The sequence below is a fragment of the Pseudomonas fluorescens genome, from assembly GCF_000802965.1.
Lineage (GTDB): Bacteria > Pseudomonadota > Gammaproteobacteria > Pseudomonadales > Pseudomonadaceae > Aquipseudomonas > Aquipseudomonas fluorescens_A.
The window spans coordinates 319,996-337,809 of the sequence record NZ_JSAK01000001.1; the positions used below are offsets into that span (position 1 = coordinate 319,996).

The 17,814-nt window shown below is 58.8% G+C and carries 14 protein-coding genes; 6 read left to right on the forward strand and 8 right to left on the reverse strand.

Annotated features, from left to right (window positions below; all coding sequences use genetic code 11):
* Nucleotides 1-36 precede the first annotated feature (36 nt).
* Entirely contained in the window at nucleotides 37-591 is a 555-nt protein-coding gene (locus NL64_RS01500; RefSeq protein WP_034146383.1) for a glutathione peroxidase, read from the forward strand.
* A 216-nt stretch (nucleotides 592-807) separates the two neighbouring features.
* Here NL64_RS01500 and NL64_RS01505 read toward each other — a convergent pair whose 3' ends face one another.
* The 3 genes from NL64_RS01505 to NL64_RS01515 all read right to left on the reverse strand — a co-directional run bounded on the left by NL64_RS01505 (nucleotide 808) and on the right by NL64_RS01515 (nucleotide 3,198).
* Nucleotides 808-2,070, reverse strand: coding sequence for an OmpP1/FadL family transporter (locus NL64_RS01505; RefSeq protein WP_034146384.1), 1,263 nt, complete (start codon nucleotides 2,068-2,070; stop codon nucleotides 808-810).
* Nucleotides 2,071-2,217: 147 nt separating this feature from the next.
* Nucleotides 2,218-2,700, reverse strand: a complete 483-nt coding sequence (locus NL64_RS01510; RefSeq protein WP_034146385.1) for a hypothetical protein — start codon at nucleotides 2,698-2,700, stop codon at nucleotides 2,218-2,220.
* Nucleotides 2,701-2,973: 273 nt separating this feature from the next.
* A complete protein-coding gene (locus tag NL64_RS01515) occupies nucleotides 2,974-3,198 on the reverse strand; it encodes a hypothetical protein (protein ID WP_007898912.1) in 225 nt (74 codons plus the stop codon).
* 998 nt (nucleotides 3,199-4,196) lie between these two features.
* Here NL64_RS01515 and NL64_RS01520 point away from each other — a divergent pair.
* Together NL64_RS01520 and rmuC are read left to right on the forward strand one after the other, a co-directional pair.
* Nucleotides 4,197-4,520, forward strand: coding sequence for a hypothetical protein (locus NL64_RS01520; protein WP_080757824.1), 324 nt, complete (start codon nucleotides 4,197-4,199; stop codon nucleotides 4,518-4,520).
* 178 nt (nucleotides 4,521-4,698) lie between these two features.
* Nucleotides 4,699-6,060, forward strand: coding sequence for a DNA recombination protein RmuC (rmuC, locus tag NL64_RS01525; protein WP_172668630.1), 1,362 nt, complete (start codon nucleotides 4,699-4,701; stop codon nucleotides 6,058-6,060).
* A 140-nt stretch (nucleotides 6,061-6,200) separates the two neighbouring features.
* On the opposite strand, the gene NL64_RS01530 is transcribed toward rmuC, so the two are convergent.
* Both NL64_RS01530 and NL64_RS01535 read right to left on the reverse strand, forming a co-directional pair.
* Nucleotides 6,201-9,671, reverse strand: a complete 3,471-nt coding sequence (locus tag NL64_RS01530) for a hybrid sensor histidine kinase/response regulator (protein ID WP_034146388.1) — start codon at nucleotides 9,669-9,671, stop codon at nucleotides 6,201-6,203.
* A 225-nt stretch (nucleotides 9,672-9,896) separates the two neighbouring features.
* Nucleotides 9,897-10,433, reverse strand: a complete 537-nt coding sequence (locus NL64_RS01535; RefSeq protein WP_034146389.1) for a TetR/AcrR family transcriptional regulator — start codon at nucleotides 10,431-10,433, stop codon at nucleotides 9,897-9,899.
* A 151-nt stretch (nucleotides 10,434-10,584) separates the two neighbouring features.
* Here NL64_RS01535 and NL64_RS01540 point away from each other — a divergent pair, with 151 nt between their 5' ends.
* The 3 genes from NL64_RS01540 to NL64_RS01550 all read left to right on the forward strand — a co-directional run bounded on the left by NL64_RS01540 (nucleotide 10,585) and on the right by NL64_RS01550 (nucleotide 14,999).
* Nucleotides 10,585-11,772: an MFS transporter gene (locus NL64_RS01540; RefSeq protein ID WP_034146390.1), complete on the forward strand. Its 1,188-nt coding sequence runs from the start codon at nucleotides 10,585-10,587 to the stop codon at nucleotides 11,770-11,772.
* Between the two features lie 105 nt (nucleotides 11,773-11,877).
* Nucleotides 11,878-13,029 (forward strand): TDT family transporter, encoded by a 1,152-nt coding sequence (locus NL64_RS01545; protein WP_034146391.1) that lies wholly within the window; start codon nucleotides 11,878-11,880, stop codon nucleotides 13,027-13,029.
* A gap of 95 nt (nucleotides 13,030-13,124) precedes the next feature.
* A complete protein-coding gene (locus tag NL64_RS01550) occupies nucleotides 13,125-14,999 on the forward strand; it encodes an MFS transporter (RefSeq protein WP_034146392.1) in 1,875 nt (624 codons plus the stop codon).
* Between the two features lie 126 nt (nucleotides 15,000-15,125).
* Here the strand turns inward: NL64_RS01550 and sugE are convergent, their stop codons facing one another.
* The 3 genes from sugE to rdgC form a co-directional block, all read right to left on the reverse strand.
* Nucleotides 15,126-15,440 carry a quaternary ammonium compound efflux SMR transporter SugE gene (gene sugE / locus NL64_RS01555; protein ID WP_034146393.1) on the reverse strand — a complete coding sequence of 105 codons (315 nt, stop codon included), beginning with the start codon at nucleotides 15,438-15,440 and terminating at the stop codon, nucleotides 15,126-15,128.
* A 118-nt stretch (nucleotides 15,441-15,558) separates the two neighbouring features.
* On the reverse strand, nucleotides 15,559-16,524 hold the full coding sequence (locus NL64_RS01560) for a bile acid:sodium symporter family protein (protein ID WP_034146394.1): 966 nt from the start codon (nucleotides 16,522-16,524) through the stop codon (nucleotides 15,559-15,561).
* A gap of 198 nt (nucleotides 16,525-16,722) precedes the next feature.
* Nucleotides 16,723-17,643: a recombination-associated protein RdgC gene (gene rdgC / locus NL64_RS01565; protein ID WP_008060875.1), complete on the reverse strand. Its 921-nt coding sequence runs from the start codon at nucleotides 17,641-17,643 to the stop codon at nucleotides 16,723-16,725.
* Between the last annotated feature and the right edge of the window lie 171 nt (nucleotides 17,644-17,814).

Sequence of the window (17,814 nt, forward strand, 5' to 3'; positions counted from 1 at the left end):
CTTCGATTTCACACGATGACCCAAGGAAGTTCCGACATGCTGATGCGCTGGCTGGCAGTTCCCGCGTTACTTTTAGCGTTTACCGGATTGGCTCAAGCGGCGGAGTGCCCGGCGCTGTTGCAAGGCTCGTTACCCAAGTTGCGCGCTAACGAGTCCATCGACTTGTGCCAGCGCTTCGCCGGCAAGCCGTTGGTGGTGGTCAATACCGCCAGTTTCTGTGGATTTGCTCCGCAATTCAAAAGCCTTGAAGCGCTGAACCAGCGTTTCAAGGATCAGGGGCTGGAGGTGATCGGTGTGCCGTCCAACGACTTCAAGCAGGAGTCCAAAGACGGTGCGGAAACAGCCAAGGTTTGCTACGTGAACTATGGCGTGACGTTTACCATGACCGAGCCGCAGATAGTCCGCGGCGATGATGCGACTCATCTGTTCAAGGTCCTCGCTGATCAGTCCAGCGCGCCGAAGTGGAATTTCTACAAGTATGTGGTCGATCGGCAGGGCAAGGTGATCGCCAGTTTTTCCAGCCTGACCAAGCCTGATGATCCGGATTTCATTGTGGCAGTAGAGAAAGCCTTGGCTTCACCGCCGCTTTAGACACCCTGATAACGCAATACCTGTAGGAGCCGGCTTGCTGGCGATGGAAACTCCCCGTTTAACCAGGCCATGCGCGTCATCGTTAACGACCATCGCCAGCAAGCCGGCTCCTACAAATCGCATTTAAGTCGAAAATGAAAAAGCCCCGCCTCTGTACAAGAGAGCGGGGCTTTTTGTTGATTCAGGTGGCGAGGGGTTCAGGCTCGCCATGAATCATCAGAAGCGGTAGGTCGCACCAACACCGAAGCCATTCGCCCAGTTTTCATACTTGGCGCTGTAGTTCTGACGGCCATTGTTGTCGTTGACCTTGACCGACTCCTCGCGCAGATACGAGTACGCCAGGTCGATGGTCAGGTCGTCGGTCGGGCTCCAACCGGCGCCCAGGCTGAAAATCGTGCGATCGCCAGTCGGGATACGTGGGGAGCGGTTTTCGTTGTTGGTTGGCGACTGGTCAACCGACAGACCGGTACGCAGTACCCACTGCTTGTTCAACTGGTACGAAGCACCGATGGCGTGAGCCCAGGTGTCATGCCAGTTCTGTTCTTCAGTGATGGTGCCGAACGCTGGGGCCAAAGGAGCAGGCACGCCACTGTTCTCGACGGAGATTTCTTTCAGGCGGCTCCAGCGAGTCCAGGTGCTGCCTGCGTAGAGGGTCCACTGGTCGTCCAGCTGATGAGTGACCGAAAAGTCCACGGACTCAGGGGTAGTAATGTCCAGCGAAGCATCAAACTTCTGTTGACCCAGTGCGCCGAGCGGGGCGTAGCTGAGCTTGGTGTCACCGTCGAGCTTGTACTTCACTTTCGAGTGATAGGTCAGGCCGACGCGAGTGGAGTCGGTGGCTTGAACCAGAATACCGATGTTGTAGCCGAGTGCAGTGTCGTCACCCTTGATTTTGACTTCACCGTCCGGTGCGGCTGGGTTCGGGCTCAGCGACAGGTTCGATTCCAGCTTGCCGTCGATACGGTTGATGGTCGGGCCGAAACCGATCGACACCTTGTCGTTGAAGGCATAGCTGACGGTTGGCTGCAGGGTGATGATTTGAACTTCGCTCTTGCTGCCGAAGTAACGGCCGGCAAAGCCGTTCTCGTAGTCGGTCACCAGGCCGAATGGAGCGTAGACGCCGAAACCGACCGCCCACTGGTCATCGATTGGCTTGACGTAGTAGCCCATCGGCACGCCCATGAAAGGGACCATGTCACCTTTGTTGGTGCCGCCATTGCGGGCGCTGGCATCGCTGATGTCGGTGTGTGCGTCGATAAATGCAACACCGCCGGTGACTTGTTCGCGCTTGAGGCGAGACATGCCGGCAGGGTTGCCAACTAGGGTGGATGCGTCGTCGGCAGAAGAAGATCGCCCGGCAAAACCTGTCCCCATCCCGCTGATGCTTTGTTCGTTGAGGGCAAAGCCACTTGCGAAGATCTGGGTGGATGCCATGGCAACGGCGAGGCTAATGGTGGTTTTGAGCATTACTTTTTTCATTATTAGAACTCCTGGTGATCACCGGGGCGAAAATTACCAACATTTTCGTCCCAGCGCCATAGGCTGTATCGCTTGATTTAGAGCGGTTTTGTAGGACAATCCGACCGAATTCGCAGCGTGTTGTGCGATCTTTGGATCCAGATGCGGTTAGCAGGCAACCTGATTCAGCGGTGAAACACAAGTTTGCCAGGCGCAGGTAAAGTCCCTGAGGCGTCCTTGAGGATGGAAGGTCTGGCGCCAGATGCGGGCCATTCCCAACAGGTCGTCTGCTTCGGGCAGGGGAGTGTTCTGTTCTTCGACCAGCAGCCAGGCGATGGCTGTGGCGTAACGCAGGTTAACGGTCAATTCAAGGTGCGGGCCGCTGAGAAACGCGTGCTGGCTGGCCAGGCCACGGACCAGGCTTGCGCGTTCGGGGTCGAGTGCCAGGTAGTGATCCCAGAGCGCCTGGTGGCGGGGTTCGGCAATTCGGTAAAGGCCGTGACCACGGCGGTCGTGGAGGGCGGAACCAAGGGCTGACTGACTGGCGGCGATGCCCAGCAGCAGGGATTCGGCAGTTGCGCTATGGCGTCCCAGGTAAATCAATGTCGGACGGATCACATAACGACACAGTTCGCTGGCAGCGATACCCATAAAACCCTCGAAAACTGAAATGGGCGGCGAAACCTGAAAGGCCTTGGCAGCGGTGGATCGACTCAGGCTCGCCGGAAGCGGATCAAGCCGCTTGAGTTGAAGTGTAGTGTCATATTCGTACCGTAAAGGTCTGTTTTTAAAATATTTGTGGCGAGCAGTTATAACCGTTATATCGCTTTGTACTTAGACGATGTCTCGCCCATCTGAAACTTCAGGCAATAAAAAGCCCCGCTTTTTGAGCGGGGCTTTTGATGTTTCAGCGTTTCTGGCGTCTCAGGCAACCAGTGCCTGACGGGTACGCTCGATCACTGCCTGCAGCGGTTCGGCGCTGGAGTATTGATCGGGGTACAGGCGTTCGCTGTGACGAGCGATGCCGTGTTCGTTGACCAGGGTGAAGCTGAAGCAGCCTTTGCGAGCGGCCATGATCAGGCAGTTCATTGGTGCAAAAGCATTGGTTAGGGTGCGGATGGCATCCTGGGTGTGGATTTGAGTAGACATAGTCATTGGGTGTTCCTACAAGCGACACGGATAAGAACCGTGCAAAATTAAAACGTTCCAGTGACGACGACCACCGTTGGTCGAACGAAGAACCCGACTGGAACAAAGCAGCCAGTTGAAGCGCTTTAAATTGGCGCGCTTGGGCTGGCAGGTAGGTACTTAGGAGGGCAGGCAACACATCAAGGGCAAAGGTTCTGGGCCCGGGGTGAAGATCCTGATCAATTTGCAGGCTGGTTCGGTCAGAGTAAGTGAGCCTGGCAACACCCTTTGCTTTCGATTCAAAGGCTGTGTTGGCGCAAGATTTACCTGGAAACCATCGAGGTGGTCGATCCCGCTTGTTCGGTGGAGGCTTCCTTTGGGAAGGCTGTCCGGGGGGATTTGTTCGACCAGAATTGACTTTCAGCTTGGTACTAACGCCGCGGATAGTAACGGATTGAATGGGCGAAGGGAAGTGTGTTAGCAAAAAAGAGTGCCGGTGTGGCATTCACTTGTCCCCGCATGAGCGCTAATCGAACGTTAGTCGCCTGCAGATACGCGTCTTTTTTGCACATAATCCGACCGGTGGTCGTGATAATCCACTCCTTCGCGAACCGCCTGGATCACGGGTTTGCCAAGGTTTATCCCCAGGTCAGGTAGCAAAGTGCGCCGAAAAAGCGCACCGATATAACCGTCTCAGAGGTAGTTGTGCACATATGTTGCGCAGCCTGTCACCTCACTGTCATCCAGCTTTCAAGTGCAGTGGGTGCCTGTAACCAAAATTTAAGTCAATGAAAAACATCGCTTTTTTTTACTGGTGAAAAAATCGTCAGTTTGACTGCAGGCCCCATTCCACAGGGCTTTGCGCGAGTTCAAGGACGGTTGTCCACTGAGTTATCCACAGCTTCTGTGGATTGTCCCGAGCGCTTGCTCTAGCACGGGCGTGCCGGGATTTTTTCGGCTTTACCTGTAAGAAAAAAAGAGTAGAGTGGCGCGCCTTCCGATCTGCCCCACAGTGCTTTATGAAGTTTCGTTCACCATCAGATTCCAACACCGCTAAACCTTCCCCTGTTGCGTCGCCCAAGCGCTTTTCGATGCGCGTGGCGGAGTGGCTGCTGGACAGCCCGCGTCTGGGCGAAAACCCGAACGTCAAACACATCGCCGGACGTCTGCTCAAGCAACCGGCCCGCGAAGGCGTCGTGGCTGCGCAAAGCCGTCTCGGCCAATTGATGTGTCGGGAATGCGGGAATGCCCGAGATCGCCGAATCGGCCAGGATCTTTTGCGTCAGGCCGCGCGGGCAGGGGATCGGCGCGCGCAACAGGAACTGGGTCTGATCGAAGACTGAGCTGTCCAAGACCTGACGCCTTGGTTAACCTTCAAGCATTATTTCAATAGCAGGAATGGCTATGGCTATGGACTTGACCAGCGCATTGCTCGGTCTGGCGGGCGCTGCTCTGCCGTTACTGGTATTGGCCTGGCAACTCCAGCGCCGGGCGAGCTCGGCGCAGGCAGAGGTCGCACTCATGGAAGAGCGTCTGGCCACAGCGAATATGGCTCAGGATGGGGTCAATGCCCAGCTCGAAGCCTGTCGCGATGAAGTCGCTGATCTGGCCATGGCGAACGCCGCCAAACAAGCCGATCTGGCCGCTCTGCGCCGTGAAGTCGAGTTGCTGCAAATCGAGCGTGACGATGCTCGGGACGCTGCCCACGCCTGGAATATCGAGCGCGCCGGTAAAGAGGCCGAGCTGCGGCGCCTGGACGCCCAGGCTGCTTCGCTCAACGCTGAGTTGCGTGAGCAGCAGGAAAGCCATCAGCAGCGCCTCAATGACTTGCAAGGCTCGCGAGATGAACTGCGCGCGCAGTTTGCCGAGCTGGCAGGGAAGATCTTCGATGAACGTGAGCAGCGATTTGCCGAAACTAGTCAGCAGCGATTGGGGCAATTGCTCGATCCGTTGAAAGAACGCATCCAGTCTTTTGAAAAACGCGTCGAGGAAAGCTATCAGGCCGAGGCCCGGGAACGTTTCTCCCTGGCCAAGGAGCTGGAGCGTTTGCAACAACTCAATTTGCGCCTGAGCGACGAAGCCACCAACCTGACCCGCGCCTTGAAAGGGCAGAAAACCCAGGGCAACTGGGGCGAATTGATCCTCGAGCGCGTGCTCGAACATGCCGGGCTGGAGAAGGGTCGCGAGTACCAGACCCAGGTCAATCTCAAGGGCCCGGACGGCGAGCGATTCCAGCCGGACGTGATCATCTATTTGCCGGGCGACAAGCAGGTGGTGGTCGACTCCAAGGTCAGTCTCACGGCCTATCAGCAATACGTGGCGGCCGAAGACGAGGCCATCGGCCAAATCGCCATCAAGCAGCACGTGCTGTCCCTGCGCAATCACGTCAAAGGCTTGGCCGGCAAGGATTACAAACGTCTCGACGGCTTGCACAGCCTCGATTTTGTGCTGCTTTTCGTACCGATCGAAGCGGCATTTTCCGCCGCGTTGCAGGCTGAGCCGACGCTGTTTCAAGAGGCGTTCGATCGCAACATCGTGATCGTCAGTCCGACAACATTGCTGGCCACTCTGCGCGTCATCGACAGCCTGTGGAAACAGGAGCGCCAGAGCCAGAACGCCCGGGAAATCGCTGAAAGGGCCGGGTGGCTGTACGACAAGTTCGTGTTGTTCATTCAGGATCTGGATGAAGTCGGCAATCGCTTGCAGCAACTGGACAAGGCCTACAGCTCGGCGCGCAACAAGCTGACAGAAGGGCGTGGCAACCTTGTCAGTCGCAGCGAACAACTGAAGTTGCTGGGCGCGCGGGCGAGCAAAAGCCTGCCGGCGGATTTGCTGGAACGGGCGATGACTGATGTGGATGGGTTGGTGGAGTTGCCGGAGTAAATCGCTGGCGCGCCGATGATATTTGTGGCGAGGGAGCTTGCTCCCGCTGTGTCGCGAAGCGGCCCCAAGAGAGGGACTGCTGCGCAGTCCAGCGGGAGCAAGCTCCCTCGCCACAGGGTTGCGCTGGCTCAACGATGTCGCTACAACGGCAAATGCCGACTCAACAACGCCCGCAACGCCGCCGGTTTCACGGGTTTGGCCAGGTAATCCAGTCCCGCCGCATGCACCTGGGCCATTGTTTCCGGTCGTCCATCGGCGCTGATCACTACGCCGGGTACTGGCTCGCCCAACCGGGTTCGCAACCAGGCCATCAGCTCGGTTCCGGTTTCGCCGTTATCGAGGTGGTAATCCACCAGCGCCAATTGCGGCCGCACCCCATCGCTCAGCAGCGCTGCGCATTCGTCGCGATTACGCGCAGTCCAGACCTGGCAACCCCAGCGGGTCAGCAAGCTGTTCATGCCAATCAGGATGCTGTCTTCGTTGTCGATGCACAGCACCTGCGCGCCGCTGAGCAATTTGCCATTGAGTTCGGCAGCCTTGGCCGGCAACGCGGATTGCGCGCGGGCCAGCGGAACGCTGACGCTAAACACGCTGCCGCGTCCTGGCCACGAGCGTACGCGCAACGTATGCCCCAGCACGCGGCACAAGCCGTCGGCGATCGCCAGGCCCAGTCCGAGTCCCTTTTCGGCACGGGTCTGGTGACTGTCCAGGCGTTTGAATTCCTCGAAAATCACCTGCTGTTTATCCACCGGAATACCCGGGCCCCGGTCCCAGACCTCCAGGCACAGCTCACCTCGACGCCTGCGAACGCCGAGCAGCACCGGCCCTTTGGCGTAGCGGAAAGCGTTGGTGAGGAAATTCTGCAAAATCCGGCGCAACAGTTTTATGTCACTGTCGACCCGCAATTTGCTGCCCCTCACGCGGAACTTCAAACCCTGATCCCGCGCCAGTGCCTTGAATTCTGCACCGAGCGTGTCGAACAACTCGTTGAGTGCGAACGGCTTGGGATCCGGATTGATCTTGCCGTTTTCCAGGCGGGAGATATCGAGCAAATCGCTGATCAAGTCTTCGGCCGAGCGCAGTGAACTGTCCAGGTGCTGGACCAGTTTCTGTGCCTCGGCGGACAAACCGTCGTCCTGATGATTGAGCGCCGCAGAGAACAATCGCGCGGCGTTCAACGGTTGCATCAAGTCATGGCTGACCGCCGCCAGAAAACGGGTTTTCGACTGGTTCGCCGCCTCGGCGGTGCCCTTGGCTTCGGTCAGGGCCATGTTGAGTTGCGACAGTTCGTGAGTGCGCTCGGCAACCCGTTGTTCCAGGCCTTCATTGGCTTCGGTCAGTGCCTGCGCGGCTTCGCGGAACGGGGTGATGTCGGTGAAACTCATGACGAAGCCGCCGCCGGGCATCGGGTTGCCGATGAGTTCGATCACCCGGCCATTGGGGAACATCCGCTCAGAAGTGTGCGCGCGCCCCTGACGCATCCAGTGCAGGCGGCGGGCGACATGCACTTCGGCTTCGCCGGGGCCACACAATCCGCGCTCGGCGTTGTAGCGAATGATGTCGGCAATGGGGCGGCCGATGCTGATCAAACCGTCCGGGTAGTTGAACAGCTCAAGATAGCGACGGTTCCAGGCCACCAGTTTCAGCGACTGGTCGACCACGCTGATGCCCTGGGTGATGTTTTCGATCGCGCCTTGCAGCAACGCTCGGTTGAATTGCAGGACTTCCGAAGCTTCGTCGGCGATCCGAACGACGTCCTCCAGCTGCATCTCCCGACCTTCGATGGCGGCTTTCACTACCGCGCGCGTCGATGAGGCGCCGAGCACACCGGCCAGCAAGCGCTCGGTGTGGGCGATCCATTCGCCGTCGGCATTCTGGTTCGGGTTGAAGCCTTTGCCCTGGCGGTAGGCAAACCGGATGAAGCTCTGGCGGGCGCGTTCCTCACCCACAAAGCGAGCGGCCAGTTGCAGCAAATCCTCGATCTGCACCGCCAGCATCGAGCGTGCGCTCGGGCGGGCGCTGATCTCCTGGCCGATGAAACGACCGGCCTGCCAGTGTTCCGATACCCGCGTGCGCGATAGCACCGAAACCCAGGCGAACAATGTGAAGTTGCCGGCAAGGGACAGCACCACGCCTTGGGTCAGCGGGGTGATCGGCAGGTTCAGCGGGTTGCTGTGCAGCCAGGCCAGGCCCGGGAAACTGTTCAAAGACATTCCCAGGCTGTGGGCGGCAATCGGTAGAACCAGGGTGTAGAACCACAGGAATGTCCCGGCAGCGAGGCCGGCGAATACGCCTCGGCGGTTGGCCTGTTTCCAGTACAGCGCGCCGAGCATGGCCGGTGCCAGCTGTGTCACCGCAGCGAATGCGATCTGGCCAATGGTCGCCAGGCTCGCAGTCGAGCCCAGTAACCGATAACTGACGTAGGCCAGCAGCAGAATGACCACGATGGTCACGCGGCGCACCGACAACATCCATTGGCGGAACACTTCGAACGGACGCTCGGCGTTGTTGCGGCGCAGCAGCCACGGCAGCAGCATGTCGTTGGAAACCATGGTCGACAACGCCACGCTGGCCACGATCACCATGCCGGTGGCCGCCGAAGCACCGCCGATAAACGCCAGCAGCGCCAACGCCGGATGAGCCTGGGCCAGCGGCAGGCTGATGACGAAGGAGTCCGGCAGCACCGAACTCGGCAGTAGCATCTGACCCGCCAGCGCAATCGGTACGACGAACAATGCCGCCAAGGCAAGGTAGGCCGGGAACACCCATTTCGCCAGGCGCAAATCCTGCGGGTCGATGTTCTCGACCACGGTCACGTGGAACTGTCGCGGCAGGCAAATGATCGCCATCATCGCCACCCCGGTCTGCACCACCATCGACGGCCAGTTGATGGTTTCCTTCCAGTATTCTTCGAGGCGCGGGGCGAGCATGGCCTGGTCGAACAGGTCGTCGAAACCGTCGTAGAGCCCGAACGTCACGTACGCGCCGACAGCCAAAAACGCGAACAGCTTGACCAGCGATTCGAACGCAATCGCCAGCACCATGCCGCGGTGGTGTTCGGTTGCATCGAGGTTGCGCGTACCGAAGACGATGGTGAACAGTGCCAGCACCAGCGATACGATCAGTGCGGTGTCCTGCGCGCGAACGCCCATGGCATCGGCACCGGCGCCGATCAGCAGGTTCACGCCGAGGACGATGCCTTTGAGTTGCAAGGCAATGTAGGGCAACACGCCGACCAGGCAGATTAGCGCCACCACCACCGCCAGCGATTGGGATTTGCCGTACCGTGCGGCAATGAAGTCGGCAATCGAGGTGATGTTTTCCTGTTTGCTGATCATCACCATTTTTTGCAGCACCCACGGTGCCCCGATCAGCAGCAGGATCGGCCCGAGGTAAATCGGCAGAAACGACCAAAGCTGTTCCGCCGCCTGGCCCACCGCACCAAAGAACGTCCAACTGGTGCAGTAGACCGCCAGCGAAAGGCTATACACCCAGGCGCGCACCCGCGGCGGCAATGGCGCGCTGCGGCGGTCACCGTAGAAGGCGATGGCGAACATGATGGCCATATAGGCCAGGGCGACGGCGGCGATCAGCCCGCTGGACAGCGACATGGGAACTCCCGGAAAACAAAGACTCCCGGGCCTCCCGCCCGGACCCACAGTCTCGCACGATGGCCGGGGTTAGTCAGTGTCGACCAAGGTCGTGGGGTGGTGGGGTGTCGCAGGTAGCAGCTCTTTGAATCTCGGGTGTCTGTTCGGGCCTCATCGCGAGCAGGCTCGCTCCTACATTCGACCGTGTTCATTCAGAAAAAACGCGATCCCTTGTAGGAGCGAGCCTCATTGACCCAACGCAATCCCGATCAACCGGTGCAACTCCTCCACGTCCAGAGGCGCCTCGGAAAACAGGATTCGAAACACGATCGGCGCAGCCACCATATTGATCAGCCGATCGACACTCGGTTTGGGCTCATCCGGGTAACGATCCAGGATCGTCTGCAACTGCCCGCCAATGATCGTCGCGCAATAGCTTGGCTTGAGGCTCGATTGCACGTCGCGCAGCATGTTGCGACCGGGGGCGGAGCTCATTTCGTCCAGATATTGTTCCGCCCAGGCCCGCACATCGCCCTGAAGGCTGCCGGTGTTGGCTGATTCGGTTTCCGGTTGCAGGCGGGCGAGGGCGACGTCGGCCAGCAACGCCGACAAATCGCCCCAGCGCCGATAAATCGTCGAGGGCGTGACGCCCGCGCGCGCGGCAATTTGCGGCACGGTGACGGTAGCGCGGTCCTGCTCTTCGAGCAGTTCGCGCACGGCGGTATGAATCGATTCCTGTACCCGGGCGCTGCGGCCACCGGGACGTAAAGTGGGAGTTGCCATCCTGTATTTCCTGTTTCGCGCCGGGGTTTGTGGTGGCACAGCCCCGGTCGTTAAAGCCACGTATCGGACCTTAACACAAAGAATTTGCTTTAAGCGCACGTCAGTAGCACACTCCGCAAAAGCAAATAATTAGCTTTTGCGGAGTGTGCTCATGTCCAGTTCTTCAAACCGTGCCAGCCTGTGGTTTCTGGCGATCACCTTACTCAGCTTTCTGGCGGCTTCTACCGCGCCGACGCCTTTGTATCACTTGTATCAAGAGCAGTTGCAGTTCTCGGCCGCCGTGCTGACTCTGATCTTTGGCGTTTACGCGCTGAGTCTGCTGGCCGCTCTGCTGACAGTTGGATCGCTCTCGGATTACCTGGGACGTAAACCAGTGATTTTCACCGCGGTGGTGCTGAATATCCTGGCGATGCTGTTGTTCATTTACGCCGACAGTGTCGCCTGGCTGATCGCTGCCCGTGTGCTGCAAGGCTTTGCCACTGGCATGGCCACCGCTGTTTTGAGTGCCGCGCTGCTGGACACCGACCGCCAGCACGGGCCGCTGATCAACAGTGTTGCACCGTTGCTCGGCATGGCCCTGGGCGGGATGGGCTGCGGATTGTTGGCTGAGTTTGCACCGGCGCCGTTGCATTTGACCTTTTGGCTGTTACTGGCGCTTTTTGCGGTGCAGGCCGTGTATGTCTGGCGTTTACCGGAGAGTGTCTCGCCGCAGGCCGGTGCTTTGGCATCGCTGCGTCCGACCCTGCATGTGCCGGTCCAGGCGCGCGCCACCTTGTGGCGGGTTTTGCCGCTCAACACTGCGACTTGGGCGCTCGGCGGTTTCTTCGCGTCGCTGGCGCCGTCGTTGGTGCGCACTGCTACCGGATCGACATCGAATCTGATCGGTGGGGCGACGGTAGCCGCATTGACGCTCACCGGTGCCTTGATGATTTTCACCCTTCGTAATCGGCCGGCCACCCGAGCGTTGCAATTGGGCGCCAGTTTGTTACCGACGGGTGTCATCTTGATTCTACTGGGCGTGCACAGCGCCAGTTTGGCCCTGTTTTTCCTGGGAACGCTGGTCGCCGGGTGTGGCTTCGGCGCCGGGTTCCTCGGTGCCGTGCGCAGCCTGGTCCCGCTGGCCTTGCCCCATGAACGTGCCGGGCTGATGTCGGCATTTTATGTGCTGAGTTATCTGGCGTTTTGCCTGCCATCGTTACTGGCCGGCAACCTCTCCCGGACCTTCGGCCTGGTCGCAACCACCGATGGTTACGGCGCGGTGTTGATCATCCTGTCGCTGAGTGCGTTGTTTGGCTTGATGCGCCCACGGGCGGTCAGTGCGTGCAGCGAGATCAGGTGATGTTTATTCGTAAAACCGATAACAGTTAGAGATATTACCCGTTATATAGATATTCGATCGGGGTCTAACATGGACTCCTACCTCACCAGAGGACAGGAGTTCACCATGACATGCCCCAACACCATCAAGCCCGGTATCAAGCCGTTCAGCCATTTGCAGCACCCGCGCGAGGTCATCCGCCAGTTCACGCCTAACTGGTTCGCCGCCACCATGGGCACCGGAGTGCTGGCGTTGGCGCTGGCTCAATTGCCCGTCGCCAATCCTGTGCTGCGCGGGATTGCCGAAGCGCTTTGGCTATTCAATATCTTTCTATTCCTGCTGTTCACGGTGCTGTACGCGGCGCGGTGGGCGATGTTTTTCGACGAGGCACGACGGATTTTCGGCCACTCCACGGTTTCGATGTTTTTCGGCACGATCCCCATGGGCCTGGCGACCATCATCAACGGTTTTCTGCTGTTCGGCCTGCCGCGTTGGGGCGAGGGTGTGATTCAACTGGCCGAGGTGTTGTGGTGGCTGGATGTGGCGATGTCGCTGGCGTGCGGCGTGCTGATTCCCTACATGATGTTCACCCGACAGGAACATAGCATTGACCAAATGACGGCTGTTTGGCTGTTGCCGGTGGTGGCGGCGGAAGTGGCGGCCGCCAGCGGTGGCCTGCTGGCGCCGCATCTCGCCGATGCCCATTCGCAACTGGTGGTGCTGGTGACCAGCTACGTGCTCTGGGCATTTTCCCTACCGGTGGCGTTCAGCATTCTGACGATCCTGTTGCTGCGCATGGCGCTGCATAAGCTGCCCCATGAAAACATGGCCGCTTCGAGCTGGTTGGCGCTTGGCCCGATTGGTACTGGGGCGCTGGGCATGTTGCTGTTGGGCGCCGATGCGCCAGCAATTTTCGCCGCCAATGGTTTATCGGGTATTGGTGAAATTGCAGCGGGACTAGGATTGGTCGCCGGGATCACGCTATGGGGCTTTGGCCTGTGGTGGATGCTGATGGCGGTGTTGATCACGCTGCGTTATCTGCGCGCCGGCATACCTTTCAATCTTGGCTGGTGGGGTTTTACCTTCCCGTTGGGCGTCTATTCGCTGGCAACGTTGAAACTGGCCAGCACTTTGCACCTCACATTTTTCAATGTCTTCGGCTGCGTGCTGGTGAGTTTGCTGGCCGTAATGTGGCTGATCGTCGGCAAACGTACCGTGCTGGGCGCCTGGCGCGGCGAGCTGTTTGTCTCGCCGTGCATTGCAGGATTAAAGAAATAAGCGGTAAAGATTAGGTAAGGTGTGGCCTGGATCGACGTGCGACATTCCAATCGCTGTATCCACGCCACTCACTGCCTAAATCAGGGACATGGAAGATGAGTCACCCCTCACAGTTCACCTTGCTTCGCACCCGGCGCTTCTTGCCGTTCTTCGTGACACAGTCACTCGGAGCCTTCAACGACAACATCTTCAAGCAGTCGTTGATCCTCGCCATTTTGTACAAGCTGACCATCGACGGTGACCGTTCGATCTGGGTCAACCTCTGTGCGCTGCTGTTTATCCTGCCGTTCTTTCTGTTCTCGGCGCTGGCCGGACAGTTCGGCGAAAAATTCGCCAAGGACGCGCTAATCCGTCTGATCAAGCTCGGGGAAATCGCCATCATGGCGGTCGGCGCGGTCGGTTTCATGTTCGATCACCTGTCACTGATGCTGGTGGCGCTGTTCGCCATGGGCACGCACTCGGCGCTGTTCGGACCGGTGAAATACTCGATCCTGCCCCAGGCCCTGCGCGAAGATGAGCTGGTGGGTGGCAACGGATTGGTGGAGATGGGGACTTTCCTGGCGATTCTGGCCGGGACCATCGGCGCCGGGATCATGATGTCGTCCAGTCACTACGCGCCGATCGTTTCCACGGCGATTATCGGAATTGCGGTGCTCGGTTATCTGGCCAGTCGCAGCATTCCGCGGGCCGCGGCGTCCTCGCCGGACATGCGTTTGAACTGGAACATTTTCAGCCAATCGTGGGCCACATTGAAGCTGGGCCTGGGACAGACCCCGGCAGTGTCGCGCTCGATTGTCGGCAACTCCTGGTTCTGGTTTGTCGGGGCGATTTATCTGACGCAGATCCCGGCATACGCCAAGGAATGGATGCACGGCGACGAGACCGTGGTAACGCTGATTCTGACGGTGTTCTCGGTCGGCATCGCCGTGGGTTCGATGCTCTGCGAGAAACTCTCCGGGCGCAAAGTCGAAATCGGCCTGGTGCCGTTCGGCTCGTTCGGCCTGACGGTGTTTGGCTTGTTGCTGTGGTGGCATTCCGGCGGAATTCCAGGCAGTGTCGAGGGCCATGGCTGGATCGAAATTCTCGGATTTGGCCACACCTGGATGGTGTTGATCGACATCCTCGGTCTAGGCGTTTTTGGTGGTTTCTATATCGTGCCGCTGTACGCGCTGATCCAGTCGCGCACCGCCGAGAACGAACGGGCGCGGGTGATTGCCGCCAACAATATTCTCAACGCGCTGTTCATGGTGGTCTCGGCGATTGTCTCGATCATCCTGCTAAGCTTCGCCAAGCTGTCGATTCCGCAGTTGTTCCTGGTGGTGTCGCTGCTGAACATCGGCGTCAACGCCTACATTTTCAAGATCGTCCCGGAATTCACCATGCGTTTCATGATCTGGCTGCTCAGCCATTCCATGTACCGCGTGGAGCATCGCAACCTGGAATTGATCCCCGACGAAGGCGCGGCGTTGTTGGTGTGCAATCACGTGTCGTTCGTCGATGCCTTGCTGATTGGCGGCGCGGTGCGTCGGCCGATTCGCTTCGTGATGTACTACAAAATCTACAACCTGCCGGTGCTGAACTTTATCTTTCGCACGGCCGGCACGATTCCGATAGCGGGGCGTCACGAAGACATTCAGATCTACGAAAGGGCCTTCACGCGTATTGCGCAGTATCTGAAGGACGGTGAACTGGTGTGCATTTTCCCTGAAGGAAAATTGACGGCTGATGGCGAGATCAACGAGTTCAAGGGCGGACTGACGCGGATTCTCGAAGAGACGCCGGTACCGGTGATTCCGCTGGCGTTGCAGGGGTTGTGGGGGAGTTTCTTCAGCCGCGATCCGGGCAAGGGGCTGTTTCGCCGGTTGTGGTCGCGGGTGACGTTGGTGGCGGGAGCGGCGGTGGCGGTTGAGGTGGCGGAGCCGGGCAAGTTGCAGGTGTTGGTGGGGGATTTGCGCGGTTCAGTTAGATAGTCGTTGTTTGTGCCGGCCTCATCGCGAGCAGGCTCGCTCCTACATTGGAAATGTGTTGTGTCACAAATAGCCAACACACCATCAATCCACTGTAGGAGCGAGCCTGCTCGCGATAGCGGTAGTCGCCTAAGTGCTGACTTTCAGGCCAACGAGCCCGGCAATAATCAACGCCACACTCGCCAGTCGAACCAGCGCCATGGACTCACCGAACAAAATAATCCCGGCGATCACCGTGCCCACGGCACCCACACCGGTCCAGATCGCATAGGCCGTGCCCAGCGGCAATTCCTTCATGGCAAGGCCCAGCAAGCCGAGGCTGATGGCCATGGCAGCAACTGTCAAAGCAGTCGGGAGAGGGCGGCTGAAACCGTCGGTGTACTTCAGGCCGACGGCCCAGCCGACTTCGAACAGGCCGGCGAAAAACAGAATGATCCAGGACATCAAAGACCTCATCGATTGACGGGGTCGTCCCCAGATTAATGACTCGATTGAGCCGCGAGGTCGTCCTCGCGTTGCGCAATATAGTGCCCAGCATTAACCCGGGGATCAAGTTCGTGGATCAGTCGGCAGCTTGCTGACCCGCGATTTTCCGGTCTTCTTTCTCGCTCATACGGCGGAAGTAAGTCGAGAGCAGCGCCCCGGAAATGTTGTGCCAAACGCTGAACAACGCACTCGGTACCGCGGCCAGTGGCGAGAAATGTGCGCTGGCCAGGGCGGCACCCAGTCCGGAGTTCTGCATGCCGACTTCCAGCGCCAGCGACTTGCGTTGGGCCAATGGCAGCTTGAACAAGCGTCCGGTGAAGTAACCCAGCAGATAGCCGAAGCTGTTGTGCAGCATGACCACGGCCATAATCAGCAAGCCGGACTCGGCAATCTTCGCCTGGCTGGCGGCAACCACCGCCGTGACGATGATCACGATGCTGACCACCGACACCAGCGGCAACACATCCACCGCGTGACGAACCCGATCACCGAGCAGACGCTGGGCAACTACACCAAGCACGATCGGCAGCAGCACCACTTGCAGGATCGACCAGAACAACTCCATGAACGACACCGGCAGCCAGGCCGAAGCCAGCAGCCAGATCAGCGCCGGGGTCAGCAGCGGGGCGAGGAGGGTGGTGACGGCGGCGATGGCCACCGACAACGCCAGGTCGCCGCGTGCCAGCCAGGTCATCACGTTCGACGAGGTGCCGCTTGGGCAGCAACCGACCAGGATCACGCCGACGGCGATTTCTGGCGGCAAATGGAATGCCTGGCAGAGCAGCCACGCCACACCGGGCATGATCACGAAATGTGCAACCACACCGAGGGCTACGCGCCATGGATGGCGAGCGACTTCGGCAAAGTCTTCAAGCTTGAGCGTCAGGCCCATGCCGAACATCACCAGCCCCAACAGCGGCACGATCGCGCCTTTCAGGCCGATGAACCACGCCGGTTGCAGGAACGCCACGACGGCGAAAATCAGTACCCAGTAAGCGAAAGTGTTGCCGACAAAACGACTCAATGCAGCCAGTGCGCGCATGGCCTGATCCTTATTATGTGTGAAAGCGTTAGGGAGCTAAGCATACGCTGCTTGCAAAAAAAGATCGCAGCCTGCGGCAGCTCCTACAGGAATCAGGTCTATCCGCATTATTTGCGATCAACCGAATCAATGTAGGAGCTGCCGAAGGCTGCGATCTTTTAAGCCGGCGCCACCATTAATGCCTGGCGCCGATAGCAATCAGATCCCCTGCGGAGTCTCTTCCCCACCCAACGCCTCAACCAGCGCCGGCAGGAAGTCACCGAAGGTCAGCATCATCAAGGTGAAGCTGGCATCCAGTTGGCCAAGGGCTTCGTCGCCGCCGTCCTGTTCTGCCTGGTCTTGCAACAAATCTTCGAATTTCAGGCGCTTGACCACCATCTTGTCGTCAAGCACGAAGGACAGCTTGTCCTGCCACGCCAGCGACAGCTGAGTGACCACTTTGCCAGTGCTCAAATGCAGCTGGATTTCTTCGCTGGTCAGGTCCTGGCGCTTGCAACGCACAATGCCGCCGTCTTCGTGGGTGTCGCGCAGTTCGCACTCGTCCAGTACAAAGAAATCGTCCGCCGCTTTCTGAGTGGTGACCCATTCGGTCATGGTCGCGGTCGGGGACATCTTTACGGTCAGCGGGCGTACAGGCAGGGTGCCGATCACTTCACGCAGGGTGGACAACAGGTCTTCGGCACGTTTCGGGCTGGCCGAGTTGACTAGGATCAAGCCTTGTTTAGGCGCGATGGCGGCGAAGGTAGACGAACGACGGATAAAGGCGCGAGGCAGGAACGCCTGGATAATTTCATCCTTGATCTGGTCGCGTTCCTTCTTATAAACCTTGCGCATTTGCTCGGCTTCGATCTCTTCGACCTTTTCCTTCACCGCGTCACGCACGACGCTACCCGGCAGGATGCGTTCTTCCTTGCGTGCGCTGATCAGCAGGAAGTCACCGCTGACGTGTACCAGCGGCGCATCTTCGCCCTTGCCGAAAGGCGCAACGAAACCGTAGGTGGTCAACTCCTGGCTTGCACATGGGCGCGCCAGTTTGGTGGCCAGTGCAGTTTCCAACGCCTCGGCATCAACAGGCAGATCTTGGGTCAGGCGATAGATAAGCAGGTTTTTGAACCACATGGGGTGAGTCTCTCCTTTATACAAAGGCGGGCATTATTGTCCTCCGTGTGCCATAGGCCAACCCTTCTCTAAGCCTTTGGAAGGCCTGAGAAAATTATTTAAAAAAGTGCTTGCCAGAGGTGGGGTCGCTCCGTAGAATGCGCGCCACACCGAAGCGAAGGGTGATTAGCT

What these genes read in the sequence shown, in the direction of transcription:
- NL64_RS01500 (WP_034146383.1), top strand. Translation starts at nt 37, where the DNA reads ATGCTGATGCGCTGGCTGGCAGTTCCCGCGTTACTTTTAGCGTTTACC.
- NL64_RS01505 (WP_034146384.1), bottom strand. Translation starts at nt 2,070, where the DNA reads ATGAAAAAAGTAATGCTCAAAACCACCATTAGCCTCGCCGTTGCCATG.
- NL64_RS01510 (WP_034146385.1), bottom strand. Translation starts at nt 2,700, where the DNA reads ATGGGTATCGCTGCCAGCGAACTGTGTCGTTATGTGATCCGTCCGACA.
- NL64_RS01515 (WP_007898912.1), bottom strand. Translation starts at nt 3,198, where the DNA reads ATGTCTACTCAAATCCACACCCAGGATGCCATCCGCACCCTAACCAAT.
- NL64_RS01520 (WP_080757824.1), top strand. Translation starts at nt 4,197, where the DNA reads ATGAAGTTTCGTTCACCATCAGATTCCAACACCGCTAAACCTTCCCCT.
- rmuC (WP_172668630.1), top strand. Translation starts at nt 4,699, where the DNA reads ATGGAAGAGCGTCTGGCCACAGCGAATATGGCTCAGGATGGGGTCAAT.
- NL64_RS01530 (WP_034146388.1), bottom strand. Translation starts at nt 9,671, where the DNA reads ATGTCGCTGTCCAGCGGGCTGATCGCCGCCGTCGCCCTGGCCTATATG.
- NL64_RS01535 (WP_034146389.1), bottom strand. Translation starts at nt 10,433, where the DNA reads ATGGCAACTCCCACTTTACGTCCCGGTGGCCGCAGCGCCCGGGTACAG.
- NL64_RS01540 (WP_034146390.1), top strand. Translation starts at nt 10,585, where the DNA reads ATGTCCAGTTCTTCAAACCGTGCCAGCCTGTGGTTTCTGGCGATCACC.
- NL64_RS01545 (WP_034146391.1), top strand. Translation starts at nt 11,878, where the DNA reads ATGACATGCCCCAACACCATCAAGCCCGGTATCAAGCCGTTCAGCCAT.
- NL64_RS01550 (WP_034146392.1), top strand. Translation starts at nt 13,125, where the DNA reads ATGAGTCACCCCTCACAGTTCACCTTGCTTCGCACCCGGCGCTTCTTG.
- sugE (WP_034146393.1), bottom strand. Translation starts at nt 15,440, where the DNA reads ATGTCCTGGATCATTCTGTTTTTCGCCGGCCTGTTCGAAGTCGGCTGG.
- NL64_RS01560 (WP_034146394.1), bottom strand. Translation starts at nt 16,524, where the DNA reads ATGCGCGCACTGGCTGCATTGAGTCGTTTTGTCGGCAACACTTTCGCT.
- rdgC (WP_008060875.1), bottom strand. Translation starts at nt 17,643, where the DNA reads ATGTGGTTCAAAAACCTGCTTATCTATCGCCTGACCCAAGATCTGCCT.